The sequence below is a fragment of the Nocardioides exalbidus genome, from assembly GCF_900105585.1.
In the GTDB taxonomy this organism is placed as follows: Bacteria; Actinomycetota; Actinomycetes; order Propionibacteriales; family Nocardioidaceae; genus Nocardioides; species Nocardioides exalbidus.
In genome coordinates, this window is the sequence record NZ_FNRT01000002.1 from 4,406,825 (window position 1) to 4,433,552 (window position 26,728).

Below are 26,728 nucleotides of genomic sequence, written 5' to 3' on the forward strand. Positions count from 1 at the left end.
GCGCCCGTCCGGCTCAGCGGATCTGGGTCAGCGCCAGCCCGTCGTCGGCGGGGAGCCGCGGGTCGACGGTTGCGCCGACCTGCACCGACAGCAGCGCGGCACGTCCGCCGAGGACCGACAAGAACGCGGTGTCGGCCGCGTCGCGACCGGTGGCGATGCGCACGAGCGACCCGCGCGGGGCCAGGCCGGTGCCGTCGACGACGTACCACTGACCGTCGATGGCCACCTCCGCCACCGCGTGGAAGTCCATCGGTGCGAGACCGGGCGCGTAGACGGAGACGAGGCGAGCCGGCACGTCGAGGGCACGCAGCATCGCGATGACGACGTGCGCGGTGTCGCGGCACACGCCGCGGCGGCTGAGGTAGGTGTCGAGGGCGCCGTCGAGGGGGCCGCTGCTGCCGGGCGCGTAGGTGATGTGGGTCAGCGTCCACTGCACGACGGCCTGCACGAGCTCCTGGCCGGCGAGGTCGCCGAAGAGGTCGTGCGCGATCGGAGCCAGGCGGTCGGAGTCGCCGTAGCGGCTGGGCCGGGTCAGCTCGATCGACTCGACCTCGGTGACGGGCTCGGGCGGCGCGCCCAGCGGGACCACCGCGTCGTACTGCACGACGAGGGTGCCCACCGGGGCGGACGGGATGCGGTGCAGGCGGGTCCCGTCGTCGGCCAGGAGCTCGGTCGGCTCGACGGGACCGGCGTCGGACGTCACCGTGAGCGACTCCGACGTCGGCGACCGGTCGGCCGAGACCGCGATCGAGAGGACGAGGTCGGCGGGCTCGGTGACCTGCAGGCGGATCGTGCTCGTGACGGTGCGGGTGAGGTCGTCGAGGGCCGGGTCCGCCATCAGCTGACGCTGACCGTGGCCTCGGCGCCGTCGACCGGCTCCATGCCCTCGGCGATGCGCAGGGCCTCCTCGATGAGGGTCTCCACGATCTGCGACTCGGGGACGGTCTTGATGACCTCTCCCTTGACGAAGATCTGGCCCTTGCCGTTGCCCGAGGCGACGCCGAGGTCGGCCTCGCGGGCCTCGCCCGGACCGTTGACGACGCAGCCCATGACGGCGACGCGCAGCGGCACCTCCATGCCCTCGAGGCCGGCCGTGACCTGCTCGGCGAGGGTGTAGACGTCGACCTGCGCGCGACCGCAGGAGGGGCACGAGACGATCTCGAGGCGGCGCGGCTTGAGGTTGAGCGACTCCAGGATCTGGATGCCGACCTTGACCTCCTCGACCGGCGGGGCCGAGAGCGAGACGCGGATCGTGTCGCCGATGCCCTGGCTCAGCAGGTGGCCGAAGGCGACCGACGACTTGATCGTGCCCTGGAACGCCGGGCCGGCCTCGGTGACGCCGAGGTGCAGCGGCCAGTCGCCGGCCTCGGCGAGCAGCTCGTAGGCGCGGACCATGACGACCGGGTCGTTGTGCTTGACCGAGATCTTGAAGTCGTGGAAGTCGTGCTCCTCGAAGAGGCTGGCCTCCCAGACCGCGGACTCGACGAGCGCCTCGGGCGTGGCCTTGCCGTACTTGTCGAGGATCCGCTTGTCGAGCGAGCCCGCGTTGACGCCGATGCGGATCGAGGTGCCGCGGTCCTTGGCGGCCTTCGCGATCTCCTTGACCTGGTCGTCGAACTTGCGGATGTTGCCCGGGTTGACCCGGACGGCCGCACAGCCGGCGTCGATCGCCGCGAAGACGTACTTCGGTTGGAAGTGGATGTCGGCGATGACCGGGATCTGCGACTTGGTCGCGATCGCCGGCAGGGCGTCGGCGTCGTCCTGGCTCGGGCACGCCACCCGCACGATGTCGCAGCCCGACGCGGTCAGCTCGGCGATCTGCTGGAGCGTGGCGTTGATGTCGGACGTGAGGGTCGTGGTCATCGACTGCACCGAGATCGGCGACTCGCTGCCGACCCCGACGGAGCCCACCTTGATCTGGCGGGTCTTGCGGCGCGGGGCCAGGACGGGGGGCGGGAGCGCGGGCATGCCCAGACCGACGGAAGTCATGTCTCCATCGTACGGGCCGAGGTGTCGGATCCTCGCTCCGGTGCGACCGGCTCGGGGCGGGGCGTGAGCCACCTTCGGGCGCCGCCGGACGTGGCTCACCCACCGCTCGGCGATGCTCAGCTCAGGCGGAGGGGTACGACGATGTCGGCCACGATCAGGACCACGCCCATCACCAGCATCGCGAGACCCACGACGTAGGCGATCGGCAACAGCTTGGCGACGTCCACGTGCCCGGGGTCCGGGCGGCCGCGCAGGCGGGCGACGCCGCGCTTGAGGCCCTCGTAGAGCGCGCCGGCGATGTGGCCGCCGTCGAGCGGGAGGAGCGGCACGAAGTTGAACATGCCGATGAAGAAGTTGAAGCTCGCGATCAGGAAGAGCAACGTCACGAGCTTCTCGGTGAGGGGGAAGGCGTCGCTGGCCGCGGCCTCGCCGGCGAAGCGGCCGCCGCCGACGATCGAGACCGGGCTCTCGGGGTCGCGCTCCTGGAGACCGACAATCGCACGGCCGACCTCGTAGACCTTCACCGGCAGCTGGGCGAGGGCCTTCACCGTCTCGGCGGTCATCGTGCCCATCTGGTCCAGGGTGTAGATGGGGCCGCCGGTGGCGAGGTGGGTCTCGGGCTGCACGCCGAGGAAGCCGACCTCGGTCATCGTCTGGTCCTCGACGGACGTCTGGCGCAGCGTGACGGTGGTGTTGGTCTCGAGCGTCAGCGTCTGGTCGCCACGCCGGACCTCGATCACCGCGTCGCCGTCGGCGTTGTCGCGGATGAGCTGCTGGAAGCTGTCCCAGTCGCGGAACGGCGTGCCGTTGAAGCTCAGGATCTCGTCGCCGGGCTGGATCCCGGCCTCCGCGGCCGGCGACACCGGGTCGTCGGCGGTGCAGGCGCGACCGGTCTCCTCGACCGGGATGACGCAGGACGGGATGGCGGCGACAGTGGGCTCGACGACCTCGTCGCGCGGGTTGCCGTAGGTCGCGAAGAGGAGCACGAAGAGGCCGAACGCGATGGCGAGGTTCACCATCGGGCCGCCCGCCATCACGATCGCCTTCTTCCACCACGGGAGGCGGTAGAAGAGCCGGTCGGTGTCGTGCTGCTTGACGTACTCCCACTCGGCGGCGCGGGCGTCGGAGATGAGCTGGGTGAACATCCCGGTGTTGGAGCGGCGAATCCGGTGGACCGGCTCGCCGTCCTCGTCGTAGGTCGTCTCCTCGACGAGGTCCTCCGCGCCCGGGGGCAGCATCCCGACGATCTTGACGTAGCCGCCGAGCGGGATGGCCTTGACGCCGTACTCCGTGTCGCCGATCTGCTTGCTCCAGACCGTCGGCCCGAAGCCGATGAACCACTGCGGCACCTTGCACCCGAACTTCTTGGCCGGGAGGAGGTGGCCGAACTCGTGCAACCCGATGGACACGAGGATCGCCACCACGAAGGTGACGACGCCCAGGGTGTAGAGGATCGGGGTCACGAGGGGGTCCTTGCTGGGCTCAGGAGGGTTGGATGCGGGAGGCGGTCTCCGCGCGGGCCCACGCGTCGGCCGCGAGGACGTCGTCCACCGTCAGGTGCTCAGACGAGCGTACGTCGTGGGCGGCAAGGACGGCGGCAACTGTGGGGATGATGTCGACGAACCGGAGGCGTCCGGTGCGGAACGCCTCGACGCACTCCTCGTTGGCGGCGTTGTAGACGGCCGGCGCCGTGCCACCCTGCTCCCCCGCCGTCCGGGCGAGGGAGACGGCCGGGAACGCCTCGTCGTCGAGGGGGAAGAAGTCCCACGAGCGTGCCTTCGACCAGTCGTAGGCCGGCGCCGAGTCGGGGACCCGGTCGGGCCACGAGAGGCCCAGCGCGATCGGGATCATCATGGTCGGCGGGCTCGCCTGGAGCACCGTGGAGCCGTCGGTGAACTCGACCATCGAGTGGACGTCGCTGGTCGGGTGGACCACGACCTCGATCCGGTCGAAGGGGATGTCGAAGAGCAGGTGCGCCTCGATCACCTCGAGTCCTTTGTTGACCAGGGTCGCGGAGTTGATCGTGATCACCGGCCCCATCGACCACGTCGGGTGGTCGAGCGCCTCCTCGACGGTGACCTCGGCGAGGTCGTCGCGGCTGCGCCCCCGGAACGGTCCTCCGGACGCGGTCAGCACCAGCCGGCGTACCTCGGCCTGGGTGCCGGCGCGCAGGCACTGGGCCAGGGCGGAGTGCTCGGAGTCGACGGGCACCACCTGGCCGGGCTTGGCGCGACCGGTGACCAGCGCGCCGCCCATGATCAGCGACTCCTTGTTGGCCAGCGCCAGCGTGTTGCCGGCGTCGAGCGCGGCGAGCGTGGGGCGCAGGCCGACGGCGCCGGTGATGCCGTTGAGGACGACGTCGCACTCCCGGCCGGCGGCCTCGGTGGAGGCCTCCTCGCCGAGGCCGGAGAACGCCGGTGCGAACTCGGCGACCTGCGCCTCGAAGAGCTCGGGGTTGGATCCCCCGGCGGTCAGCCCGACCACCCGGAACCGGTCGGGGTTGGCTCGCACCAGGTCGATGGCCTGGGTGCCGATCGACCCGGTCGAGCCGAGGATCACGATGTCGCGGACGGTCACCGGAGCAGTCTCTCAGGTGGTGTCGGCACGGCTACGGAGCGCCGAACGACCAGAACGCGAGCCCGCCTACCTCGACGACGGTCGCGCCGTCCGGCGTCGGAGGCTTGTGGACCTCCGACGCGCCGAGGGCGGCCAGGACCGTCAGCTCCTCGCCCGCGTGCCGGGCCAGGACCGCGTCGCCGGGTACGTCGACCGTGCCGGCGGGGTCCGTGCGGCCGGCCCGCATCGCGACGTCCCACGGCACGTCCTGGCCGTCGGAGCTGAAGACGACGCCGTCGGGTCCCGTGCGGACGACGACCTTGCCCTCGGCGCCCGCCGAGTCGTCGTGCTGCACCACGGCGCCGATGCGGGCAGCGGCGAGCACGACGAGTGCCCCCTCCTGGCGCGGGACCGCGCCCAGGGCGACCTGGTCACCCAGCGCGACCCCGAAGGCACGCATCACCCCGGCGCACGCGGCGACCTCGGTGAGCAGCCACGCGAAGGTGTGGTCGGCGCCGTCGAGCGACAGGGCGACCTCGTCGGCGCGGCCGCGGATGACGTGGAGGTCGAGCGCGTCGTAGCAGGCGTTGAGGGTGCCGGGATCGTCGTCCGCGGGCGCCCGGAACCAGGTGGGACCAGCCATCGCTGCGATCAGCCGAGCCCGTTCTCGACCGTGTTCGCCGGCTTCGACGGCGTGCGCAGCCAGACCTGGAAGAAGCCCGAGAGGTCCTGGCCGCTGACGCGCGAGGCCATCGACTCGAACTCGTCGGTCGAGCCGTTGCCGCCCTTCTGCTCGGCGATCCAGGTGCGCAGGATCTTCCAGAAGACGTCGTCGCCCACGCGGTTGCGCAGCGCCTGCAGCGTCATCGAGCCACGGCCGTAGACGGCGGAGTCGAACACCTTCGCCGCGCCCGGGTCGCTGACCACGACCTTCCAGAGGTCGGCCGAGGCGGCGACGTTGCCGTAGTAGCTGCGCAGGGTCGCGTCGGCCGAGCGTCCGCCGTGGGTCTCGGACCAGCGCCACTCCATGAAGCTCGCGAAGCCCTCGTTGAGCCAGATGTCGCTCCAGTGGTGCACGGCGATGTCGTCGCCGAACCACTGGTGGGCGAGCTCGTGGACGACGAGGCTGGTGTAGCTGCCGCCGACCGACGGGTAGGTCGGGCGGGTCTGGTTCTCCAGCGCGAAGCCCGGGTCGAGTCCGGTGGTGAGGCCGCCGACGACGGAGAACGGGTAGTCGCCGAGGTCCTTCTCCAGCGCGTTGATCACGGTCGGGGTCTTCTTCATCAGCCGCATGCTCGAGGCCTGGTCGGCGTCGCTGAGCTGCTGCGAGACCGCGACCAGCCACGGCAGCCCGCGCTCCTTGCCCTTCGCGATGGTGAAGTCACCGGCGGCGAAGAAGGCGAGGTAGGGCACCATCGGCTCGTCGGCGCGCCAGTGCCACGTCGTGCCGCGCTTGCCCGTCGTACGCCCCTTGAGCTCTCCGTTGGAGATCACCTCGCGGCCCTTCGGGACGGTGACCTTCACGTCGACGATCGCCTTGTCGAGCGGGTGGTCGTTGGAGGGGAACCACCACGGCGCCATGTGCGGCTCGTTCATCGCGACGACCTCGGACCGGTTGGCCAGCCAGTTGCTCTCGCCGGCGTAGGAGTACTTCGCCGGGTGGTCGTCGTAGGTCACCTCGACGGAGTGCTTCGTGCCCGCGGCGAGCGGCTCCGCCGGAGTGATCCGCAGCTCGTGGCCGCCGCCGGTCTTGCTGAAGGTCGCCTTCTGCCCGTCGACGGTCACCTTCGCGACCTTGAGCAGGAAGTCGAGGGAGAAGCTCGCGAGGTCCTCCGTGGCGGTCAGCCGCACGGTGGTGCTCCCGCTGAGCCGCTTGGACCCGAGCGCGTAGTCGTTGTCGATCCGGTACGACGACACGTCGATGCCGCCGTTGCCGTCGAGCGGCCAGTAGGGGTCTCCGATCCCCGAGGACCCGTCGACCGGGGCCGAGGCGGGCGCCTCCGCGGTGGCACTCGCGCCGGCGACGCCGACGGCGAGGGTGGCGCTCAGCGCGCCGACGAGAAGGGTCCGAGAGATGGCAGGTGTGGTCACCGGTCGAACCTAGCGTGTCTGCAATACTCAAGTAAGTCAGTAGTCATTGGTTGCTTGGGGGAATCCTTGGACATCATCGCGCTCGACCTGCCGCTTCTCGGCAACCGGACCCACCTCGTCCACGACGGCCGCTCCGCGCTGGTGGTGGACCCGCCCCGGTCGCTCGTCGAGGTGGAGGCCGCGGCCGACGCCGCGGGTGTCCGCATCGTCGCGGTGGCGGAGACCCACGTGCACAACGACTACGTGTCGGGCGGCCTGGCGCTGTCGCGTCGCCACCGGGCCGACTACCTCGTGGCGGCCGAGGAGCGGGTGTCCTTCGAGCACGTCGCGACCCGTCCCGGCGACACCGTGGACGTCGGCGGGCTGCGCGTCGAGGTGGTCGCCACCCCCGGTCACACGTTCCACCACCAGGCCTTCCACGTGACCCCCGAGGACCCCGGCTCGGGGACCGGCGCGGTCCTCACCGGCGGCAGCCTGCTCGCCGGCACCGTCGGGCGCACCGATCTCGTCGACCCCGCGCTCGCGCGGCACCTCGCCCGAGCCCAGTGGGCGAGCGTGCGGCACCTGGGGCTGCTCCCGCCCGCCACCACCGTCCACCCCACCCACGGCTTCGGCAGCTTCTGCGCCGGCGGCGCGCCGAGCGACAGCGGGCTCACCATCGGCGAGCAGGCGGTGCTCAACCCGGCGCTCACCACCGAGCGCGACGCCTTCGTCGACCAGCTCGTCGCGGGCTTCGGGCCGATCCCGAGGCACTACCGGTTCATGGCCTCGCTCAACCGCTCGGGCGCGGGGGCGCGGCGGCCCGCCGATCCCGTGGAGCTCGACGACGAGGGTCTCGAGCACGCCCGCACCCACGGCGCCTGGCTCCTCGACCTGCGTCCGCGCGAGAAGTTCGCCGCCGCCCACGTGCCCGGCAGCATCAACGTCGAGCACGGCGACCAGTTCGCGCTGTGGGCCGCCTGGGTCACGCCGTGGGGAGGACGCCTGGTGCTGCTGGGCGAGGACCCGGTCACCCTCGAGACGGCGGCCTCGGACCTCGCCCAGATCGGGGTGGAGGAGGTCGCGGTGCACGTGCTCGCTCCATCGGCCGCGACCGAGCCGAACGTGACCTACCGACGCGCCCGGTGGGACGAGCTGCCGTGGCCCCGCGGACCGCGCGTGCTGCTCGACGTGCGCCACGCGCACGAGGTGGCCGAGGACCGCGTGCCCGGCTCCCTGGCGATCCCCCTGCCCGAGCTGGCGTCCCGGATCTCCGAGGTGCCGCCGGGCGAGGTGTGGGTGCACTGCCGCAGCGGCTACCGCGCAGCGGTCGCCGCCGGGCTGCTCGCGCGCGCCGGACGCTCGGTCGTGCACGTCGACGACGACCTCGACCGCGCTCCGCTGGCCCACGCGGAGCACGCGGTCCACTGCGCCGGCTAAATCCGTTGCACCCGGCGGCTCGCGTGTCCCACCATGGGCGCGGCCTTCCGCCACACTGGGTGCTGCCAGCACTCCGGTGCCCGTCCCGAAAGGAGCCGTGACATGTCCATCACTGTCCTCGGCCTGCCCGCCGACCACCTTTCGCACACACGGAGCACCCACGTTGACTCACCCGTTCGAACCTGCCTTCCCCGAGGACTTCCTCCGGCCTGACGACCGTTCGCCCGTCGAGGGCATCGACGAGTCGTTCGTCTTCACCTACGACACCTACGCCGACGAGCTCGGCGAGGGTCAGCGCTGGTCGCGCTGGGAGGACCTCGAGGCCCTGATGCGGGGGCCCGAGCCGCGCCCCGACTGGGTCGTGACCTCCAGCGGCGCCATCGACACCGAGCTCGGCATCCTCAAGACGGGCAAGGAGGCCGACGTCTTCCTGCTCGAGCGCGAGGACCCGCACCGGCCCGAGTCCGCCGTCGTGATGGCCGCCAAGCGCTACCGCGACACCGACCACCGCACCTTCCACCGCGCGGCCGCCTACACCGAGGGCCGCTCGATGAAGCGCTCGCGCGACGAGCGTGCCCTCAAGCGGAAGTCCACCTGGGGGCGCCAGGTCGCCGCCGGCGAGTGGGCGATCTCGGAGTGGAGCGCCCTGCGGCGCTGCTGGGAGCTCGGCCTGCCGGTCCCCTACCCGGTCCAGATCGACGAGACCGAGATCCTGATGGAGTGGATCACCGTCACCGTCGACGGGCAGCTCGAGACGGCGCCGCGAGTGGCCCAGGTACGACCCTCGCGCGAGGTCGTCGAGGGCTACTACGAGCAGCTCCGCGACGCGCTCGCCACGCTCGTCCAGGCCGGGATCGTGCACGGCGACCTCTCGCCCTACAACACCCTCGCGGCCGGCGACCGGCTGGTGATCATCGACCTCCCGCAGGTGGTCGACCTGGTCGGCAACCCGCGCGGCATGGACTTCCTGCTGCGCGACTGCGCCAACATGTGCGCCTGGTTCCGCTCGCGCGGGCTCGAGGTGGACGAGCAGGAGCTCTTCGGGGAGCTCATGGCGCACGCCTTCTGAGCGGGCACTGAGCGGGCACTGAGCGGGCACTGAGCGGGCACTGAGCGGGCACTGAGCGGGCACTGAGCGGGCACTGAGCGGGCACTGGGTCTTGAGTCTCCTGGAGACTCAAGGCCCAGCGGCGCTCACCGGTCGCGCGACCGCAGCACCTCGACACCGGCGCCCGCGAGGTCGTCGTAGGCCACCGGGCGACCGGCGATCCCGAGTGCGAGCGCCTCGGCCGGGCCTCGCACGAGGTCGCCGTCGCCGTGCGACCAGCCGGAGTCGGTCGCCTCGAGCCGGAGTCCGGCCGTGCGTCCGCGGCCGACGAAGCCGCGCTCGGCCGGCCGGGTGAGGAGGAAGTCGAGCACCGGGTCCCAGTCGTCCGGTGGCGGACAGACGTCGAGGCCCAGGGGTCGGGCCGCGTCGCGCAGGTGGATCGCGGTGTCGACCATCGGTCCGTGGGGTCCGACGACCGGTGCCTTCAAGCGCTCACCGGCCCGGTCGCGCAGGGCCGTGACGAGCTCGCCCGTGGGCCGCTGCGCATCCTCGCGCGCCGTGACGTCGACCATCCGTGCGAGGTTGCCGCGGTGCTTGACGACCATGCGCAGCAGGGGCAGCACCTCGAACCCGCCGTCGCGCGGGACCATGTGTGCGCACACCTCACGCACCGTCCAGCCCTCGCACAGGCTCGGGGTGGTCCACTGCTCGGCGGTCAGCCCGGCGAACATGTCGGCCGCGAGCAGCCGGTTGCGCGTGGCCGCTGCGTAGACGTGCTCATGGTCCGTCGGCGCCATGGAGCCCACTCTCGCACCCTAGGTTGGGGACGTGAAGCACACCCGCGGACGCGTCCTCGACGTCACCTCGCTCGCCGACCTCGACCGCCGCCTCGCCAGCGGCGTGCGCTCGCTCGCGGGCTGGCGGGTCCTCGGGCTCGACCTCACCGGGCGCGGCGACGCCCTGCTGCGGTGCTCGCTGGCGCAGTCGCTGTTCCTGGGCTGCACGTTCGCCGACGGCGAGGACGACGCCGTGCGCCGGGCGGGCGGGATCGTGCTGCACGAGATCCCCGGGATCCCCGTCGACCCCTACCGCTCGCGGCTCTACTCCCCCACCGACCTCTACGACACCGAGGACTACGTCGACAGCCTCGACGCCCGGGCGTACGCCTGGTCGCGTCGACCCGCCACGCCCGAGGACTCGCTGGCCAAGGCCCTGCACGACCACCACGTCGACGCCGCGCTCGCCGAGTGGGTCGACGGCCGTCGGTTGGTCGGGGTGATGGGCGGCCACGCGGTCGAGCGCGGCAGTGAGGCGTACGACGACGCCGCCCGGCTCGGGCACGCGCTCGGGGCACGGCTGACGGTCGCGACCGGCGGCGGGCCGGGCGCGATGGAGGCGGCCAACCTCGGCGCGTTCGTGCCGGGCGACCTCGACGCCGCGCTGGCCGCGGTCGCGCGGGTGCCGTCGTTCCGGCCCGACATCGGGGCGTGGGCGCGGGTGGCCCTCGACGAGGTCGCGTCGACGTCCGATGGACGCGAGTCGCTCGGCATCCCCACCTGGCACTACGGCCACGAGCCGCCGAACCCGTTCGCCACCGCGATCGCGAAGTTCTTCCGCAACGCGCCCCGCGAGGCCGTGCTGCTGGAGGTGTGCGACGCCGGGATCGTGTTCCTGCCGGGCGCGGGCGGAACCGTGCAGGAGGTCTTCCAGGAGGCGTGCGAGAACTACTACGCCGACGAGTCCTCCGTGGCGCCGATGGTGCTCGTCGGACGTCGGCACTGGACCGAGGAGCTCCCGGTCTGGCCGTTGCTCCAGTCCCTCGCCCGAGGCCGGGCCATGGAGGGCCACCTGCACCTCGTCGACACCGTCGACGAGGTGGTGGCGTTGCTCAGCCGGCCCGACGGCGGCTGACCGCGGGCGCGCTGACGTCGAGGTAGTGCGACACCAGCAGCTCGTTGACCGCCTGCCACGTCCGGTCGCGCACGCTCGCACGCGCGGCCTGCGACATCCGGCGGCGCAGGACCGGCTGGGTGAGGAGCCGCTCGACGTGCGCGACCAGCTCGCCGGCATCGCCGGGCTCGTAGAGGTAGCCCGCCACCGTGTCGTCCACGACGTCGATCGGACCCCCGGCCCGGGGCGCGACCACGGGCACCCCGCTGGCCAGCGCCTCCTGCGCGGACTGGCAGTACGTCTCGTGCCGGCCGGTGTGCACGAAGACGTCGAGGGTGGCGTAGGCGCGGGCGAGCTCGACGCTGTGCAGCACGCCGAGGAACGCGGCATCGGGCAGCAGGGCCCGGAGCCGCTCCTCCTCCGGCCCGCCGCCGACCAGCACGAGGCGGACGCCCGGGAGCCGGCCGACGTGGGTCAGGAGCTCGAGCTCCTTCTCGGGCGCGAGCCTGCCGACGTACCCGACGAGCAGCTCGCCGTGCGGCGCGAGCTCGGCGTGGAACGCCTCGTCGCGCCTGGCCGGCTCGAAGAGCACCTGGTCGACGCCTCGCGGCCAGCGGGCCACCGCGTCGATGCCGAGGCGGTCGAGCTGCTGGATGCTCGCACTCGAGGGCGCGAGGGTGCGGTCGACCCCGAGGTGGATGCGGCGGGTGAGCGACTCCATCGCGCGGGCGCCGCCGGGGATGGCGTAGCGGTCGGCGAAGCCGACGAGGTCTGTCTGGTAGATCGCGACGGTCGGGATGCCGAGGGAGCGGGCGGCCCTGGCGGCCTGGTAGCCGAGCGTCGCGGGCGAGGCGATGTGCACGACGTCGGGACGGAAGCGCTCCATCGTGGCACGGAGCCGGCGGCGCGTCTCCAGGCCGATCCGGAAGTCGGCGTAGAACGGCAGGTTCGCGCCACGGGCGTGGGTGACCGGGAAGCCTGCGTACGTCGCGGGGCCGGTGGGGGCGATCAGCTCGGCCTCGTGCCCCTCGGCGGCGAGGTGCTCGAGGACCCGGCGCACCGAGTTGGTGACACCGTTGACCTGGGGGAGGAACGACTCGGTGACGACCAGGACGCGGAGGCGGCGGGCGCCTCCGGGACGGGTCAGCGGGAGGGGGACGACCGAGGATCGACGGTGTGCCGGAACGGTGCGGCTGCGACGCCGCCTCTCGAGCAGGTCCATGGCACGGACGCTAGGAATCGCGCCGCAACGGACGCACAGGTCCATGCAAAGGACACGTGAACGGTCCCCGACGCTCAGGGAGCGGGGTCGGCCCCTGCCAGCAGCTGCTCGCGCAGGATGTCGGCGTGGCCCGCGTGGTGGGCCAACTCGCGCAGCACCTGGAGCTTGAGCGCCCAGACGGCACGCTCGCCCCTGCCGGTGACCGTGGCGCCGGGGTCGAGCCCGGCCATCGCCCGCCGCGACTGCTCGACGCGGTCGGCGTGCGTGGCCAGCACGGACTCGATGGTGTCGGACTTCCGCAACGTGAAGGAGCGGTCCGGACCGGTCGCGATCCCGGCCTCCTTCGCGGTGTGCCCGGTGACGGCCTGGTCGAACCAGACGCCCTCGACGTAGGTCACGTGCTTGAGGAGGCCGAGCAGCGTCGTCTTCGACGGCACGAGCCGCGCGCGTGCCTGCTCCTCGGTGAGGCCGTCGAGGCTGGCGCGGAGGGCGGCGCGGTAGTCGTCGATGAGCTCGTCGACCCGACCGACGAGGTCGGCGGGCCATCCCTCGTCGGCGACCGCTGCCATCCGCCTACTCCTTGGCGGCCAGCTGGCCGCAGGCACCGTCGATCTCGCGACCGCGGGTGTCGCGGACCGTGGTCGGGATCCCCTTCGCCTCGAGCCGGCGCACGAACTCGCGCTCGTCGGCCGGGTCGGAGGCGGTCCACTTCGAGCCCTCGATCGGGTTGAGCGGGATCAGGTTGACGTGGACCCAGCCCCAGTCGCCGTAGGAGTTCAGCACGTCGGCCAGCAGGTCGGCGCGGTGCGCCTGGTCGTTGATCCCGCGCATCATGGCGTACTCGATCGAGACGCGACGCTTGGTCTTCGACGCGTAGTTCCACGCCGCCTCGACGGTCTCGGCGACGGAGAAGCGCGTGTTGATCGGGACCAGCTCGTTGCGCAGCTCGTCGTCGGGCGCGTGCAGGCTCAGGGCCAGCGTGACCGGGATGCCCTCGTCGGCGAGCTGGTTGATGCGCGGCACGAGGCCGACCGTGGAGACGGTGATCCCGCGGGCGCTCATGCCGAGCCCCGCGGGGGCGGGGTCGGTGAGGCGGCGCACGGCGCCAATGACGGCCTTGTAGTTGGCGAGCGGCTCGCCCATGCCCATGAAGACGACGTTGGACACGCGTCCCGGTCCGCCGGGGACCTCGCCGCGGGCCATCGACCGGGCTCCGGCGACGACCTGCTCGACGATCTCGGCGGTCGACATGTTGCGCTCGAGACCGCCCATGCCGGTGGCGCAGAACGGGCAGGCCATGCCGCAGCCCGCCTGGCTGGAGACGCAGACCGTGGCGCGGTCGGGGTAGCGCATCAGCACCGACTCGACGAGCGCGCCGTCGAAGAGCTTCCAGAGCGTCTTGCGGGTGGTGCCCTTGTCGGCCTCCATCGTCCGCAGCGGCGTCATCAGGTCGGGCAGCAGCGCCTTCACCAGGTCGTCGCGCTGACCGGCGGGGAGATCGGTCATCTCGGCCGGGTCGTCGACGAGCCGGCCGAAGTAGTGCGTCGAGAGCTGCTTGGCGCGGAAGCCCGGCAGTCCCATCTCCTCGAGGAGCACCTTGCGACCCGGCTCGTCGAGGTCGGCGAGGTGCGCGGGCGGCTTCTTGCGCCCGCGCGGCTCCTTCATGACGAGGGGCAGGGTCTTGATGGGCTCAACGGTCTCGGACATGGTGAGCCGATTCTCCCATCCCGGCGGCTGCGGGGCGATTCAGCGGATCAGGCGTCGACCATGAAGTAGAGCACCAGCGACGCGACGCCCAGCGTGGCGAGCGCGGTGACGAGCATGCCGACGAACATGAACTGCGCGAACCGACGGGTCTTGCGCTTGACCAGCATCGTGATCGGGACCGCCAGCGCGATGAGGACGAGCGGGAACAGGTTGCTCGCCGTCTCGTAGCTGAACAGCAGCCTCAGCACGCCGATGAACGCTCCCGGGACCGCGGTGACGAAGAGCATCCCAGCGAAGAACCCGGTGATCCCGGCGAACGTCGGGTGGCTGTGGTGCCACCACCCGAGCGGGGAGTCCTGCTCCACCTCGTCGTGCCGCATCTCGTCCGTCTCCACGGCACCAGAGTAGGCGTTGGGGGCGCCACCATGGCGGTCGGCACGCGGTCTGCGGAATTTCCGTCGGGGTGCCAGCCACGGCGACGTACGGGGCCCTGTCAGAAGACGAGGTAGTAGAGCACCAGCCAGATCGGGGCGACCGTGGCGAGGAGCGAGTCGAGCCGGTCCATCAGGCCGCCGTGGCCGGGGATGACCTGGCTCATGTCCTTGATGCCGAGGTCGCGCTTCATGACCGACTCGCACAGGTCGCCGAGCGTGGCCATCGCGGCGGCGATCAGGCCGAGGATCACGCCGACCCACCAGTCGCCGTCGAGGAACGAGGTCACCAGGAAGACGCCGACCGCGACCGTGGCCACGACCGACCCGGCGAAGCCCTCCCAGGACTTCTTCGGCGAGATCACCGGAGCCATCGGGTGCCTGCCGAAGAGCACGCCGGCGATGTAGCCGCCGGTGTCGGAGGCGACGGTGATCGCGATGAAGGTGATGACGCCGCGCACGCCCGGGTCGTCGGTGCTGAAGCCCAGCGCCGGGTTCGTGCCGCCCTCGCCGAGCAGGAGCGCGACGAAGGAGGCGAGGAACGGGACGTAGACGAGCGTGAAGACCGACGCGGTCGCGTTCTTGACGTAGCCGTCGACGCCGCGTCGCAGCAGCCAGAGCATCACGACCAGGGCGGTGACCGCCGTGGCGGTGACGAGCGCAGGCGCACCCCAGAAGTAGGCGACGACCACCATCACGACCCCGCCGAGCATCAGCGGCTGCTCGGGGATGTCGACCTCCTTGGCCGACAACCCGCGGTGGAGCTCCCACACCGCCACCGCCACGGCGGCGGCGACGATGCCCATGAAGGCGGTCTTCCAGAAGAAGAGCGACAGCAGGATCGCGCCGATGAGGACGACGGCCGAGCCGATGGCGGCCGGCAGGTCGCGGCCCGCGCGGCCGTGGTCCTTCGGCTGGACAGGCTCGGGGGCCGGCGGACTGTCAGGGGTCGTCATGAAGGGGCGCTCAGACCTCGAGGAGCTCGGCTTCCTTGTGCTTGAGGAGCTCGTCGATCTTGTCGGTGTGGGTCTTGGTCATCGCGTCGAGACGCTTCTCGGCACCGGTGACGTCGTCCTTGCCGACCTCGCCGTCCTTCTCGAGCTTCTCGAGCGCCTGCTTGGCCGTGCGGCGCACGTTGCGCACCGAGACGCGGCCGTCCTCGGACTTGCCCCGGGCGAGCTTGATGTACTCCTTGCGACGCTCCTCGGTCAGCGCGGGGAAGACGCAGCGCAGCACCTTGCCGTCGTTGGCCGGGTTGACGCCCAGGTCGGAGTCGCGGATCGCGCGCTCGATGCTGCCCATGGCCGTGACGTCGAACGGAGCGATCAGGATGGTCTGGGCGTCCTGCGAGGTGAAGCTCGCGAGCTGCTGGAGCGGGGTCTGGGTGCCGTAGTACTCGGCCGTGATCTTGGAGAACATGGCCGGGTTCGCGCGTCCGGCGCGGATCGCGGCGAACTCCTCACGGGTCGCCTCGACCGACTTGCTCATCTTCGAGTCGGCATCGTTCAGGACGTCGTTGATCACGAGTTGCTCTCTTTCGTACGGAGTGGGGCTGGGGCTCGGAGCAGTTCAGACCGAGCTGGTCACCAGCGTGCCGATCCTCTCACCCCGCACCGCGAGCCCGATCGTGCCGGGCGTGGAGAGGTTGAAGAAGACCATGTCCATCTGGTTGTCGCGGGCCATCGCGATGCCGGTGGCGTCGGCGACCTTGAGGTCGCGGGCGAGGTACTCGTCGTAGGTCAGCCGATCGAACTTCACCGCGTCGGGGTTCTGCTTCGGGTCGGAGTCGTAGACGCCGTCGACCCCCTGCTTGCCCATGAGGATCACCTCGCACCGGGTCTCCAGCGCACGCTGCGCCGCGACCGTGTCGGTCGAGAAGAACGGCATGCCGGCGCCGGCTCCGAAGATCACGACGCGGCCCTTCTCCATGTGGCGGATCGCGCGGCGCGGGATGTAGGGCTCGGCGACCTGGCCCATCGTGATCGCGGTCTGCACGCGGGTCTCGACCCCGTGCTTCTCGATGAGGTCCTGGAGGGCGAGGCAGTTCATGACGGTGCCGAGCATGCCCATGTAGTCGGCCCGCGCGCGCTCCATGCCGCGCTGCTGCAGCTCGGCGCCGCGGAAGAAGTTGCCCCCGCCGACGACGATCGCGATCTGCACGCCCGACTTGGCGACCTCGGCGACCTCGCCCGCCAGTGCGTTGATCACGTCGAGGTCGAGCCCGACCTCGCCACCACCGAACACTTCACCCGAGAGCTTGAGGAGGACACGGTTGTAGGCCGTCACGTTGATCCCTTCACACGGCTGGGTGGGTCCTGAGAAACCTACCGGCAGCGGGGTCGCCGGTCGAACCCGGACACCCTTGCGAGGGGTGCGCCCCGGGCGACCCGCGACGAAATGCGGCCGGGGCCCGTACGACGACGCGTACGGGCCCCGGTCTGCGTGCTGCGGGTCGCTCGGTCTCCCGGCGATCCGGGATGCGTCAGGCGCCGACCTCGAAGCGGGCGAAGCGGGTGACGGTGGTGCCGGCGGCGTCCAGGACGGCCTTGACGGTCTTCTTGGACTCGGTGACCGACTCCTGCTCGAGCAGGACGATCTCCTTGTAGAAGCCGCCCAGGCGACCCTCGACGATCTTCGCGATCGCCTGCTCGGGCTTGCCCTCCTCGCGGGTCTTCTGCTCGGCGATCGAGCGCTCGGACTCGACGACGTCGGCGGGGACCTCGTCGCGGGTGAGGTACTGGGCCCTCATCGCGGCGATCTGCATCGCGGCGGCGCGGGCGGCAGCCTCGTCACCCTCGAACTCGACGAGCACGCCGACGGCGGGCGGCAGGTCGGCGGCACGCTTGTGCATGTAGGTGACCGTGGTGCCCTCGAAGTACGCGACCTCGCCGAGCTCGATCTTCTCGCCGATGGTGATCGCGAGGTCCTCGACGACCTCGCCGACGGTCTTGCCGTCGAGCTCGGCAGCCTTGAGGGACTCAGTGTCGGTGGCCTTGACGGCGTTCGCGACGTCGGCGATCTGCTGCGCCTTGGCGATGAAGTCCTCGTTCTTGGCGACGAAGTCGGTCTCGCTCTTGAGCTCGACCAGCGCGTTGCCGGAGGTGGCGACGAGACCGGCGGCGGTCTCGCGCTCGGCGCCGCGGGCGGCAGCCTTGGCGGCACCCTTGACGCGGAGCAGCTCGACAGCCTTGTCGAAGTCGCCGTCCGTCTCGGTGAGCGCCTTCTTGCAGTCCATCATCCCGGCCTGGGTCAGGTCGCGGAGCTTCTTGACGTCGGCGGCGGTGAAGTCGGCCATGTCCTTCTTCCTTCGGTTCAGGTGGCCTGGCCGTCGCGAGGGGGCCAGGCGGGCGGTTGTGCAGGGGGTGGGACAGCACGGAGCGCCGGCCGCGAGCTGGTGCCCGCGACCGGCGTCACGCGATCAGTCCTTCTTGGTCTCCGCGTTGACGAAGCCGGCGGCCTCGGCGGCGTCGGCGGTGCGGAACCAGACCTCGGCCTTGGTGCGGTCGTACCAGGGGCTGCTCGGGGCGTGGAACTTCATCGAGTCCTTGTTGCCCTTGATCTCGAAGCCCTCGGGGGCCGAGCCGTCCTCGTTGGCCGGGGCGGAGTCCTCGCCGAGCTCGGCGTCGGGCTTCTCCTCGGTCGCCACGGCAGCGAGCGGCTTGATCTCGGTCGCGGCCTCGGCAGCTGCCTCGGCCTGGGGGGCCTCGGACGCAGCACCCGTGGCCTCGGAGGCCGGGGTCTCGGCGGCCGCGTCGCCGGTGGCGGCAGCAGCGGTCTTCTCGGCGTCACCGGCGAGGAGCTCGCGCTCCCACTCGGCGAGGGGCTCCTCGGCGCCGACGGCCTCGCCGGCCTTCACGCCGGAGCGGGCGATGAGGCCCTCGGCGACGGCGTCGGCGACGACGCGGGTCAGCAGGCCGACCGCGCGGATGGCGTCGTCGTTGCCCGGGATCGGGAAGTCGACGACGTCGGGGTCGCAGTTGGAGTCGAGGATGCCGATGATCGGGATCCGCAGCTTGCGGGCCTCCTCGACGGCCAGGTGCTCCTTGTTGGTGTCCACGATCCACACGGCCGAAGGAACCTTCGTCATGTCGCGGATGCCGCCGAGGGTCTTGTCGAGCTTGGTGCGCTCCCGCTTCATCTGCAGGAGCTCCTTCTTCGTGCGGTTGGAGCCGGCGACGTCGTCGAAGTCGATCTCGTCGAGCTCCTTGAGGCGGTTGATCCGCTGGTGCACGGTCTGGAAGTTGGTGAGCATGCCGCCGAGCCAGCGCTGATTGACGTAGGGCATGCCGACGCGGGTCGCCTGCTCGGCGATGGCCTCCTGGGCCTGCTTCTTGGTGCCGACGAACATCACGACACCACCCTTGGCGACGGTCTCCTTGACGAAGGCGTAGGAGCGGTCGATGTAGGCGAGCGACTGCTGCAGGTCGATGATGTAGATGCCGTTGCGCTCGGTCATGATGAAGCGCTTCATCTTCGGGTTCCAGCGACGGGTCTGGTGACCGAAGTGGACGCCGCTCTCGAGCAGCTGGCGCATGGTGACGACTGCCATGTTTTCTCCTGTTGTGGCGGAGGCCCGCTCTTCGACGGCACTGGCCGACGTGCCCGACCTTCAGCAGGTCGGGCCGGGAGCGTGACTCCTGTTGATTTTCAGTTGCTGCGCCCGGCGGGTGCCGGGTGCCCTGACGCTCGCACGCCGGTCCGATCCGCACCCACCCCGATCGACCTGGGGCTGGTGGGAACTGAGGACCGACGCCCACGGACGACTCGGAACCAGGGATGCATTCCGACGCGGTCTTCGAGCGTGCGAAGTCAGCCCATGAGGGCTGCTCCGCACATCGTAGGCCAGACGGCCCACGCGGGCGAATCGCTGCGAGCGTGGACCGGGCATGGACCGGGCGTGGCCACCACCCGTCGATCGCGGGCCGCGAACCGTCCACAACCGGCCGCCGGGGGCCGTCGTCCACAGGGCCGTCGCACGCCGTTCGCGCGGACGCCTCCGGCGCAGGGACCCTCGCGGGATGCGAGCCCTCCTCGTCGTCCTCCTGGCCTGCTTCGTGAGCCTGTCCGTCGGCACCCCCGCACCCGCCTCCGCGCCGGACGAGCCGACGGGCGTCTGGCCGCTCGACCCCGAGCCGGAGGTCGTCCGGGGCTTCGAGCCGCCGCCCTCGCCGTACGCCTCCGGGCATCGCGGCGTCGACCTCGCCGGCTCACCCGGTCAGGCCGTCCGCTCCGCGCTGCCCGGCACGGTCGCCTTCGCCGGGTCGATCGGCGGCAAGCCGGTCGTCACCATCCGCCACGGCGGGCGCCGCACGACCTACGAACCGGTGGTGGCTTCGGTCGAGGTCGGCCAGGAGGTCGCGGCCGGCACGGTGCTCGGCCGGCTGGTCGTGACCGACAGCCACTGCTTCCCGGCGGCCTGCCTGCACTGGGGCCTGATCGTGGGAACCGGCGACGACCAGGTGTACGTCGACCCGCTCACGCTGGTCGGCGGCGGCCCGGTCCGGCTGCTGCCGCTGTGGCGCGACGAGCCGGCCACCGGTCGGCTGCCGTTGCTCGAGGAGTGGGCTCCCCCGCTCTCGCGCTGGACACGGCCGGTGGACTTCCTCGCCTGAGTCACGCCCGGGGGTGGGCCTGCTGGTAGGCCTTGCGGAGCCGGTCGGTGGTGACGTGGGTGTAGAGCTGCGTGGTCGCGAGCGAGGCGTGACCGAGGAGCTCCTGGACCGAGCGGAGGTCGGCGCCGCCCTCGAGCAGGTGGGTGGCAGCGGTGTGGCGCAGGCCGTGCGGTCCGATGTCGGGGGCGCCGGGGACGTCGGCGATCCGGCGGTGGACGAGGTCGCGGACGGCCCGCTGGTCGATCCGCCTCCCGCGGACGCCGAGGAAGAGCGCCGGACCGGACCCCTCGACCCGCAGGCCGGGCCGCCCGACGTCCAGCCAGCGGTCGAGCGCGCGGCCGGCCGGGGTGCCGTAGGGCACCGACCGCTCCTTGCGTCCCTTGCCGAGCACCCGGACCACGCGGCGGCCGTCGTCGATGTCGTCGACATCGAGGCCGACGAGCTCACCCACCCGGATCCCGGTGGCGTAGAGCAGCTCGAGCATCGCGACGTCACGAATGCCGACGGGGGTGCCGTCGTCGGCCAGGTCGGCCGCCGAGCGGATCAGCGCCTCCGCCTCGTCGGCCCGCAGCACCGGCGGCAGGGTCTTGTGCTTCTTCGGCGAGCCCAGCGCCGCGCCCGGGTCGGTCGGGATGCGGCCGGTGCGGTGCAGCCACGCGGTGAAGACCCGGGCTGCCGTGGCGCGGCGCGCGATCGTCGTACGGCTCCGGCCGGTGGTCTGCATCTTCGCCAACCAGCTGCGCAGGGTGCGGAGGTCGAGCTCGGCGACGTCGTGGATCCCGAGCCGGCCGCAGTGGTCGAGGAGGCACGAGACGTCGCCGAGGTAGGCGCGCACCGTGTGCGGGGCGAGGTCGCGCTCGGAGACGAGGTGACGCTCGTAGTCACCCAGCAGCCGGACCATCGGCTCGGACAGACCCGCCTCCGGAGGACCCGGGTCGCTCGCTGCCTCACTCACCCGACCGAGCGTAGAGGGCCGGAGGGCCGTCATCCGTCAGGCACGAGGCGCCACCCCTCGTCGGTCTGGCGGACGAACTCCTTCGCCTCGAGCCGGCGCAGCGCACCCTGCGTCGTGCGGAGCGGGAGCCCGCACCGCCGTGCGATCGAGTCGACGGGCGCCGGCTCGCTCACGGGCACCCACTCCACGACCTGCCGCTCGGTCGGCGTGAGGTCGTCGCGCGGACGCGACTCGCCGCGCGGCGGATCGAGGAGGTGCTCCCCCGCCGCACCGACCTGCTCGAGGACCTCGGCGCCGTGGGTCACCACCGTGCCGCGACCCTCGCGCAGGAAGTTGTTGACGCCCTTCGAGGTGTAGCTCGTGACGGGTCCCGGCACGCACATCACCCGGCGGCTGAGGCTCTCGGCCCAGCCGGCCGTGTTGAGGGCGCCGCTGCGCAGGGCGGCCTCGACCACGACCGTGCCGGCGGTCATCGCGGCGATCAGCCGGTTGCGGGCCAGGAACCGGGGACGCGTCGGCGCCGACCCGGGCGGCTGCTCGGACACGACGGCGAACTCGGCCGCGAGGTGCTGGAGGAGGAGCCGGTTCTGGGCGGGATAGACCCGGTCGACGCCGCAGGCCAGCACCGCTGCGGTGACGCCGTCGGCCGAGAGGGTCGCGTCGTGCGCCTCGAAGTCGATCCCCAGCGCACCGCCCGACACCACCGGCACACCGGCGAGCGCGAGGTGCTCACAGACCGACCGCGTCATCTCGACGCCGTAGACGGAGGCAGCGCGCGAGCCGACCACGGCCACGGAGGTCGCGAGCTCGGTGAGCGGCATCGGCCCCCTCACCCACAACCCGGGTGGCGTGCCGCCGAACCCGTCGGCGGTGATGCAGTCGTCGAGCGCGTCGAGGCCGGTCGGCCACTCGGGGTCGCCCGGCACCAGGAACCGGATGCCGCACCGCGCGGCCTGGTCGAGCTGGCGGGCGGGGTCGACCTCGGCCAGTCGCTGCGCCAGCATCTCGCCGACGTCGCCCGGGCCTGCGGACAGGGACTTCTCCAGCGCGCGCTCGGCTCCCATCGCGAGCACGAGCGCCGAGGTCGTGCCGTCGCCCGGCTCGACCGCACAGCTCAACGCCACCCGGGCGAGCCGGTCCGCCTCCGGGACCGGGTGCGCCGGGTCTCCCACCGGCGACCCCGACCGCAGGTGTGCGGCGCTCACGACGCCATCCGGACGACGTGGGCGGGGAGCGAGCGCGAGGAGTCGTCGGACCTCAGGGTGAGGGCGATGTCGGCCTCGCGCACGCCCGGGCAATCGACGCCGGCGCAGTCGGCGACCGTCCACGCGAGGCGCTGGACGCGGGTCATGCCACGCCGGGTGAGGGTGCCCGCGGAGAGCGCCTCGTCGACGAGGCGCTGGCCGTCGGGCTCCAGCGGCCAGTGCTCCGCCAGGACCGGGCCGGGGCACGAGGCGTTGAGCAGCCAGGGGCAGTGGCGGTAGCGGCGAGCCTGCCGCAGGCGGGCCTCGGCCACGCGGAGGCGGACGTCGGCGGAGGTCTCCGGCTCGGGGAGGAACGTCGAGCGGCGGTGTTCCTGGGGCCGCACCTCCATCCAGATGTCGACGCGGTCGAGGATCGGTCCGGTGAGCTTGCGCCGGTAGTGGGCGCGCTGCTGCTCGGTGCAGTCGCAGCCGCCACCGGACAGGCCGTGGAAGTTGCCGCACGGGCAGGGGTTGGCCGCGAGCACCACGAGCGAGCGCGCCGGGTAGGTCGCGGACTCCTCGCCGCGGGCGATGGTCACCTCCCCCGACTCCATCGGCTGGCGCATCGCCTCGATCACGTCCGCGCGGAAGTGCGGGAACTCGTCGAGGAACAGCACGCCGTGGTGGGCCAGGCTCACCTGCCCCGGCCGCACCCGCCCGGTGCCGCCACCGAGCACGCTCGCGGCGGTCGCGGAGTGGTGCGGGGCGAACCACGGCGGCCGATGGAGCAGCCCGCTGCCCTCGGGCAGGGTGCCGGCGACGGAGTGGAGGGCGGTCACCTCGAGCGCCTGCTCGGTGGTGAGGTCGGGCAGGATCGACGGGATCCGCTCGGCGACGGACGTCTTGCCGGTCCCGCGCGGTCCGATGAGCATCGTCGGGTGCCCGCCCGCCGCGGCGACCTCGACCGCGTAGCGGACGTCGTCCAGGCCGTCGAGGTCGGCGAGGTCGAGCTCGGCCAGCCGGTCCTCCCCTCGCCAGGTGGCGAGCGGGCTGGCGGACGGTGCGACCACCGGGTCGGCCTCGGGCACCTCGACGTCGCGGAGCACGGCCGAGACCTGGGCCAGGGAGCGGACACCGAAGACGGTCATGCCGGGCACGAGCGCTGCCTCGGCTGCCTGCGGCTCCGGGACGAAGACCCGGTCGATGCCGTGCGCAGCGGCCGCGATGACCATCGGCAGGATGCCCGGCACGGGGCGCAGCCCACCGGAGACCGACAGCTCCCCGATGAACGCCCACCCGGCGAGGTGCTCGGGCTGGAGGTCCTGGTGCTGCTTGTCGGCGGCCAGCACCGCGACCGCGATGGCCACGTCGTAGTGGGTGCCGCCCTTGGGCAGGTCGGCCGGCGCGAGCAGGATCGTGACCCGCTTGGTGGCCGGCCACCGGCCGCAGTCGTTGTTGATCGCCATCCGCACCCGGTCGCGGGCCTCGGACAAGCCCTTGTCGACCCGGCCGATGATCGCGGTGCCGGGCACGCCGGGCGACACGTCGACCTGGACGTCGATGACGTGGCCGTCCGCCCCCTTGAGCGCCAATGAGCGCGCTGTCGAGAACGCCATCAGCCGGCCCCCTCGACGTGCTCGATCTCGACCGGGCCACCGCGCGGCGCTAGCACCCCGACCAGGTCGACGCGCACGTCGTCGGGGTGGCAGTCGTGGACCCGGAGCCAGCGGGCGCCCAGGCGTCGCAGCCGGTCGGCCTTGCGCCGGTCGATCGCCTCGAGGGGCGCGCCGAAGTCGGTCGAGGTGCGGGTCTTCACCTCACAGATCACCAGCACCCGGCCGTCGCGCAGGACGAGGTCGATCTCGCCCGCGTCGCAGCGCCAGTTGCGGTCGAGCACGACCATCCCGAGCCCGCTCAGGTGGCGCGCGGCGATGGCCTCGCCCCGGCGGCCGAGGCGACGGTTGTGCTCGGCCAACGGATCAGGGACGACGGGTGGTGCGGTCGGTCGGGTCACGGCGCTGGCCTTCCGGAGGTGCTGGATCGGGAAGCACCAGCACACCGCGGTCCACCGACGGCGCGGACCGGGTCGTCGTACCGCCTGTGGAGAGCGGTCGGAACGGGTCGCCTGTGGACGGAAAGTGGCCCGCGAACGCGGCCGGGTCAGTCCTTGAGGGGGTCGATCTCCTGCGGCGCGAGCTCCTCGACGTTGACGTCCTTGAACGTCAGCACCTTCACGTTCTTGGCGAAGCGGGCGGGGCGGTACATGTCCCAGACCCAGGCGTCGGTCATCGACACCTCGAAGAAGACGTCCCCGCTCTCCGAGCGCGCCTTCACGTCGACCTGGTTGCAGAGGTAGAAGCGGCGGTCGGTCTCCACGACGTACTTGAAGATGCCGACGACGTCGCGGTACTCGCGATAGAGGGTGAGCTCCATCTCGGTCTCGTACTTCTCGAGATCCTCCGCGCTCATGCGCCCTCCTCCGTGCCGTCGTGCCGATCGAGCCCAGTGCCGTCTGCTCCTGCGCCGACACTAGTGGCCGGCTCCACCTCGGGCACCGGCTCGAGGCCCGCGGCGCGCCGGACGTTGACGAAGCGCATCCGGTGCACCGGCGAGGGACCGTGCTCGGCCAGCGCCGCCTCGTGGACGTCGGTGATGTAGCCCTTGTGGGTCTTGAAGTCGTAGGCCGGCCAGTCGCCGTCCATCGCGACCATCAGCCGGTCGCGCGTCACCTTGGCGATCACCGACGCCGCGGCGATGCAGGCGGCGACGCGGTCGCCCTTCCACACCGCGAGGCCGGGCACGCCGAGGCCGTCGACGGGGAACCCGTCGGTGAGGACGTACGACGGCCGCGTCGCGAGCCGGGCCACGGCCCGCCGCAGCGCCTCGAGGTTGGCCACGTGCATCCCGAGCCGGTCGCACTCGTCGTTGTCGATGACCACGACCGACCACGCGAGGGCGCGGCGCACGACCTGGGTGTAGACGCGCTCGCGCGCGGCCTCGGTGAGCAGCTTGCTGTCGGCGAGGCCGGGAACGATGCCGGCCTTGCCGGGAGGCAGCACGACCGCGCCGGCCACGAGGGGACCGGCGCAGGCGCCGCGACCCGCCTCGTCGACCCCGGCGATGGGATCGAGACCCGCCCGGCGCAGGGCGCGCTCGTAGCCGTAGATCCCGGCGTCACGGCGTACGGTCACGCCGCCCGGCACGGGTTGGGGCGGGAGCGTCACGACGGGTCCGGGATGTCCTCGAACACGTCCGGGCGGGTGTTCCAGCGGAACCGGTCGGCGGGCCAGAGCAGGACGAAGACCTTGCCGACGACGAGGTCGACGGGGACGAACTCGTCGCCCGGCACGCACTCGGTCTCGTCGGGGCGGCACATCTTCTGCGAGGAGTCGGCCGAGCGGGAGCGGTTGTCGCCCATCACGAAGATGTGGCCCTCGGGGATCGGACCGGTCTTCCACTCCTCGTCGCACCTGCCGTCGGTGGGCATCGGTCCGTCGCACTTGCCGGTGCCGCGGCGCACGAAGGCGGTCTCGTCGATCGCCTTGCCGTTGACCATCAGCCGGCCCTGGTCGTCACAGCACTCGATCGTGTCGCCCGCGACGCCGATGACGCGCTTCACGAGGTGGCCGCCCGTCGGGTAGAGCCCGATCTTGGCCATAACCTGGGCGACGGGGTTGGTGGGTCCGGCGGAGTCCTCCGGGGGCAGCCAGCCGCCCGGGTCCTTGAACACGACGACGTCGCCCCGCTCGGGCTCGCCCCCGCCCCAGTAGGAGACCTTCTGGATGAGGATCCGGTCGTTGAGGATCAGGCCCGGCTCCATCGACTCCGACGGGATGTAGAAGGCCTGGACGAAGAAGGTCTTGATGACGATCGCGAGCACGAGCGCGACGCCGAGCAGCAGGATCGTCTCCTGCCACAGCGGAAGCTGCTTGCGCTTCGCCTTGCCGGCCTTGCGGCCGTCCCCGGTGCCGCCGGAACGCGAAGACCGCGGTTCCTCGTCCATCGAGAGGGACGAGGAACCGCGGTCATCGGAAGTCACCCGCAGAGACTAACCAGTGTCTGGTCGCTCCACTGGAAAGGGCCGGGATCAGAACTCGCGGCGCTCCTTGATCTTCGCGGCCTTGCCGCGGAGGTTGCGCAGGTAGTAGAGCTTGGCGCGGCGGACGTCACCGCGGGTCACGACCTCGATCTTCTCGAAGATCGGGGAGTTGACCGGGAAGGTGCGCTCGACGCCGACGCCGAAGGAGACCTTGCGGACGGTGAAGGTGCGGCCGATGCCCGAGCCGTGGACGCGGATCACGACGCCCTGGAAGATCTGGACACGCGAGCGGCTGCCCTCGATGACCTTCACGTGGACCTTGACGTTGTCACCGGCGCGGAAGTCCGGGACGTCGTCGCGCTTGAGGGAGTTGCCGAGGTCGGCGATGACGTTGCTCATGATGCTCCTCGCGAGTGCCACAGGTCAGCCGCGGACATAGGTGGTGATCGGGTGGTGATCGGGTGGTGGTCGTGCCTGTCTGAGCTCGGGGAGACCGGGCCGGCGCGCCCCCTGTGGCAGGTGCGGTTCGGCGGGACCCCGGGGCGGTGCACCATCGGTGCGTCCGGGCGACCCTGGTCACGAGCA

Annotated in this window: 28 protein-coding genes; 4 read left to right on the forward strand and 24 right to left on the reverse strand. The window is 71.8% G+C overall.

The window, feature by feature from the left end; translation table 11 throughout:
- Positions 1-13: 13 nt before the first annotated feature.
- From BLV76_RS21400 to BLV76_RS21425, 6 genes are all read right to left on the reverse strand, one after another.
- Positions 14-838, reverse strand: coding sequence for a transglutaminase-like domain-containing protein (locus tag BLV76_RS21400; RefSeq protein WP_090971971.1), 825 nt, complete (start codon positions 836-838; stop codon positions 14-16).
- A complete protein-coding gene (gene ispG, locus BLV76_RS21405) occupies positions 838-1,989 on the reverse strand; it encodes a flavodoxin-dependent (E)-4-hydroxy-3-methylbut-2-enyl-diphosphate synthase (RefSeq protein WP_090971973.1) in 1,152 nt (383 codons plus the stop codon). The genes BLV76_RS21400 and ispG overlap by 1 nt, the downstream gene beginning before the upstream one ends.
- 116 nt (positions 1,990-2,105) lie before the next feature.
- Entirely contained in the window at positions 2,106-3,452 is a 1,347-nt protein-coding gene (locus BLV76_RS21410) for a M50 family metallopeptidase (protein WP_090971975.1), read from the reverse strand.
- A 19-nt stretch (positions 3,453-3,471) separates the two neighbouring features.
- The gene (locus tag BLV76_RS21415) at positions 3,472-4,566 is read right to left on the reverse strand and encodes a 1-deoxy-D-xylulose-5-phosphate reductoisomerase (RefSeq protein WP_090971977.1); all 1,095 of its coding nucleotides are present in this window, start codon (positions 4,564-4,566) and stop codon (positions 3,472-3,474) included.
- A 31-nt stretch (positions 4,567-4,597) separates the two neighbouring features.
- Positions 4,598-5,188 (reverse strand): hypothetical protein, encoded by a 591-nt coding sequence (locus BLV76_RS21420; protein ID WP_090971979.1) that lies wholly within the window; start codon positions 5,186-5,188, stop codon positions 4,598-4,600.
- 8 nt (positions 5,189-5,196) lie between these two features.
- Positions 5,197-6,636, reverse strand: a complete 1,440-nt coding sequence (locus BLV76_RS21425; protein WP_090971981.1) for a M1 family metallopeptidase — start codon at positions 6,634-6,636, stop codon at positions 5,197-5,199.
- A 66-nt stretch (positions 6,637-6,702) separates the two neighbouring features.
- Here BLV76_RS21425 and BLV76_RS21430 point away from each other — a divergent pair, with 66 nt between their 5' ends.
- Both BLV76_RS21430 and BLV76_RS21435 read left to right on the forward strand, forming a co-directional pair.
- On the forward strand, positions 6,703-8,055 hold the full coding sequence (locus BLV76_RS21430; RefSeq protein ID WP_090971983.1) for a rhodanese-like domain-containing protein: 1,353 nt from the start codon (positions 6,703-6,705) through the stop codon (positions 8,053-8,055).
- A gap of 163 nt (positions 8,056-8,218) precedes the next feature.
- The gene (locus BLV76_RS21435; RefSeq protein WP_090971985.1) at positions 8,219-9,124 is read left to right on the forward strand and encodes a serine protein kinase RIO; all 906 of its coding nucleotides are present in this window, start codon (positions 8,219-8,221) and stop codon (positions 9,122-9,124) included.
- 125 nt (positions 9,125-9,249) lie between these two features.
- Here the strand turns inward: BLV76_RS21435 and BLV76_RS21440 are convergent, their stop codons facing one another.
- Positions 9,250-9,900, reverse strand: a complete 651-nt coding sequence (locus tag BLV76_RS21440; protein WP_090971987.1) for a maleylpyruvate isomerase family mycothiol-dependent enzyme — start codon at positions 9,898-9,900, stop codon at positions 9,250-9,252.
- A 31-nt stretch (positions 9,901-9,931) separates the two neighbouring features.
- Between BLV76_RS21440 and BLV76_RS21445 the strand changes: the two genes are divergently transcribed.
- The gene (locus tag BLV76_RS21445) at positions 9,932-11,014 is read left to right on the forward strand and encodes an LOG family protein (RefSeq protein ID WP_090971990.1); all 1,083 of its coding nucleotides are present in this window, start codon (positions 9,932-9,934) and stop codon (positions 11,012-11,014) included.
- Here the strand turns inward: BLV76_RS21445 and BLV76_RS21450 are convergent.
- From BLV76_RS21450 to rpsB, 9 genes are all read right to left on the reverse strand, one after another.
- On the reverse strand, positions 10,992-12,215 hold the full coding sequence (locus BLV76_RS21450; protein ID WP_090971992.1) for a glycosyltransferase family 4 protein: 1,224 nt from the start codon (positions 12,213-12,215) through the stop codon (positions 10,992-10,994). The genes BLV76_RS21445 and BLV76_RS21450 overlap by 23 nt on opposite strands.
- Positions 12,216-12,289: 74 nt before the next feature.
- Complete coding sequence (locus tag BLV76_RS21455) at positions 12,290-12,784, reverse strand: DinB family protein (protein ID WP_090971994.1); 495 nt, start codon at positions 12,782-12,784, stop codon at positions 12,290-12,292.
- 4 nt (positions 12,785-12,788) lie between these two features.
- A complete protein-coding gene (gene rlmN, locus BLV76_RS21460; RefSeq protein ID WP_090971995.1) occupies positions 12,789-13,922 on the reverse strand; it encodes a dual-specificity RNA methyltransferase RlmN in 1,134 nt (377 codons plus the stop codon).
- 47 nt (positions 13,923-13,969) lie between these two features.
- Positions 13,970-14,317, reverse strand: a complete 348-nt coding sequence (locus tag BLV76_RS21465; protein ID WP_245734835.1) for a hypothetical protein — start codon at positions 14,315-14,317, stop codon at positions 13,970-13,972.
- A gap of 98 nt (positions 14,318-14,415) precedes the next feature.
- On the reverse strand, positions 14,416-15,309 hold the full coding sequence (locus BLV76_RS21470) for a phosphatidate cytidylyltransferase (RefSeq protein WP_090971997.1): 894 nt from the start codon (positions 15,307-15,309) through the stop codon (positions 14,416-14,418).
- 10 nt (positions 15,310-15,319) lie between these two features.
- The gene (gene frr, locus BLV76_RS21475) at positions 15,320-15,874 is read right to left on the reverse strand and encodes a ribosome recycling factor (RefSeq protein WP_175539824.1); all 555 of its coding nucleotides are present in this window, start codon (positions 15,872-15,874) and stop codon (positions 15,320-15,322) included.
- A gap of 48 nt (positions 15,875-15,922) precedes the next feature.
- Positions 15,923-16,639: a UMP kinase gene (gene pyrH / locus BLV76_RS21480; protein ID WP_090972000.1), complete on the reverse strand. Its 717-nt coding sequence runs from the start codon at positions 16,637-16,639 to the stop codon at positions 15,923-15,925.
- A 196-nt stretch (positions 16,640-16,835) separates the two neighbouring features.
- Positions 16,836-17,648, reverse strand: coding sequence for a translation elongation factor Ts (gene tsf / locus BLV76_RS21485; RefSeq protein WP_090972002.1), 813 nt, complete (start codon positions 17,646-17,648; stop codon positions 16,836-16,838).
- 123 nt (positions 17,649-17,771) lie between these two features.
- On the reverse strand, positions 17,772-18,902 hold the full coding sequence (rpsB, locus tag BLV76_RS21490) for a 30S ribosomal protein S2, sunset domain variant (protein WP_175539780.1): 1,131 nt from the start codon (positions 18,900-18,902) through the stop codon (positions 17,772-17,774).
- Between the two features lie 469 nt (positions 18,903-19,371).
- Between rpsB and BLV76_RS21495 the strand changes: the two genes are divergently transcribed.
- On the forward strand, positions 19,372-19,965 hold the full coding sequence (locus BLV76_RS21495) for a M23 family metallopeptidase (RefSeq protein WP_090972003.1): 594 nt from the start codon (positions 19,372-19,374) through the stop codon (positions 19,963-19,965).
- 1 nt (position 19,966) lies between these two features.
- On the opposite strand, the gene BLV76_RS21500 is transcribed toward BLV76_RS21495, so the two are convergent.
- The 8 genes from BLV76_RS21500 to rplS form a co-directional block, all read right to left on the reverse strand.
- Entirely contained in the window at positions 19,967-20,866 is a 900-nt protein-coding gene (locus BLV76_RS21500) for a tyrosine recombinase XerC (RefSeq protein ID WP_175539825.1), read from the reverse strand.
- A gap of 83 nt (positions 20,867-20,949) precedes the next feature.
- Positions 20,950-22,125, reverse strand: a complete 1,176-nt coding sequence (dprA, locus tag BLV76_RS21505) for a DNA-processing protein DprA (protein ID WP_139306663.1) — start codon at positions 22,123-22,125, stop codon at positions 20,950-20,952.
- Complete coding sequence (locus BLV76_RS21510; protein WP_090972008.1) at positions 22,122-23,720, reverse strand: YifB family Mg chelatase-like AAA ATPase; 1,599 nt, start codon at positions 23,718-23,720, stop codon at positions 22,122-22,124. The genes dprA and BLV76_RS21510 overlap by 4 nt, the downstream gene beginning before the upstream one ends.
- On the reverse strand, positions 23,720-24,118 hold the full coding sequence (locus tag BLV76_RS21515) for a YraN family protein (protein WP_245734837.1): 399 nt from the start codon (positions 24,116-24,118) through the stop codon (positions 23,720-23,722). The genes BLV76_RS21510 and BLV76_RS21515 overlap by 1 nt, the downstream gene beginning before the upstream one ends.
- 146 nt (positions 24,119-24,264) lie before the next feature.
- The gene (locus tag BLV76_RS21520) at positions 24,265-24,573 is read right to left on the reverse strand and encodes a DUF2469 domain-containing protein (RefSeq protein ID WP_090972010.1); all 309 of its coding nucleotides are present in this window, start codon (positions 24,571-24,573) and stop codon (positions 24,265-24,267) included.
- The gene (locus tag BLV76_RS21525) at positions 24,570-25,295 is read right to left on the reverse strand and encodes a ribonuclease HII (protein ID WP_175539826.1); all 726 of its coding nucleotides are present in this window, start codon (positions 25,293-25,295) and stop codon (positions 24,570-24,572) included. Before BLV76_RS21525 ends, BLV76_RS21520 begins: the two co-directional genes overlap by 4 nt.
- A 29-nt stretch (positions 25,296-25,324) precedes the next feature.
- A complete protein-coding gene (gene lepB, locus BLV76_RS21530; RefSeq protein ID WP_090972012.1) occupies positions 25,325-26,143 on the reverse strand; it encodes a signal peptidase I in 819 nt (272 codons plus the stop codon).
- A gap of 48 nt (positions 26,144-26,191) precedes the next feature.
- Entirely contained in the window at positions 26,192-26,542 is a 351-nt protein-coding gene (rplS, locus tag BLV76_RS21535; RefSeq protein ID WP_090972014.1) for a 50S ribosomal protein L19, read from the reverse strand.
- Positions 26,543-26,728 lie beyond the last annotated feature (186 nt).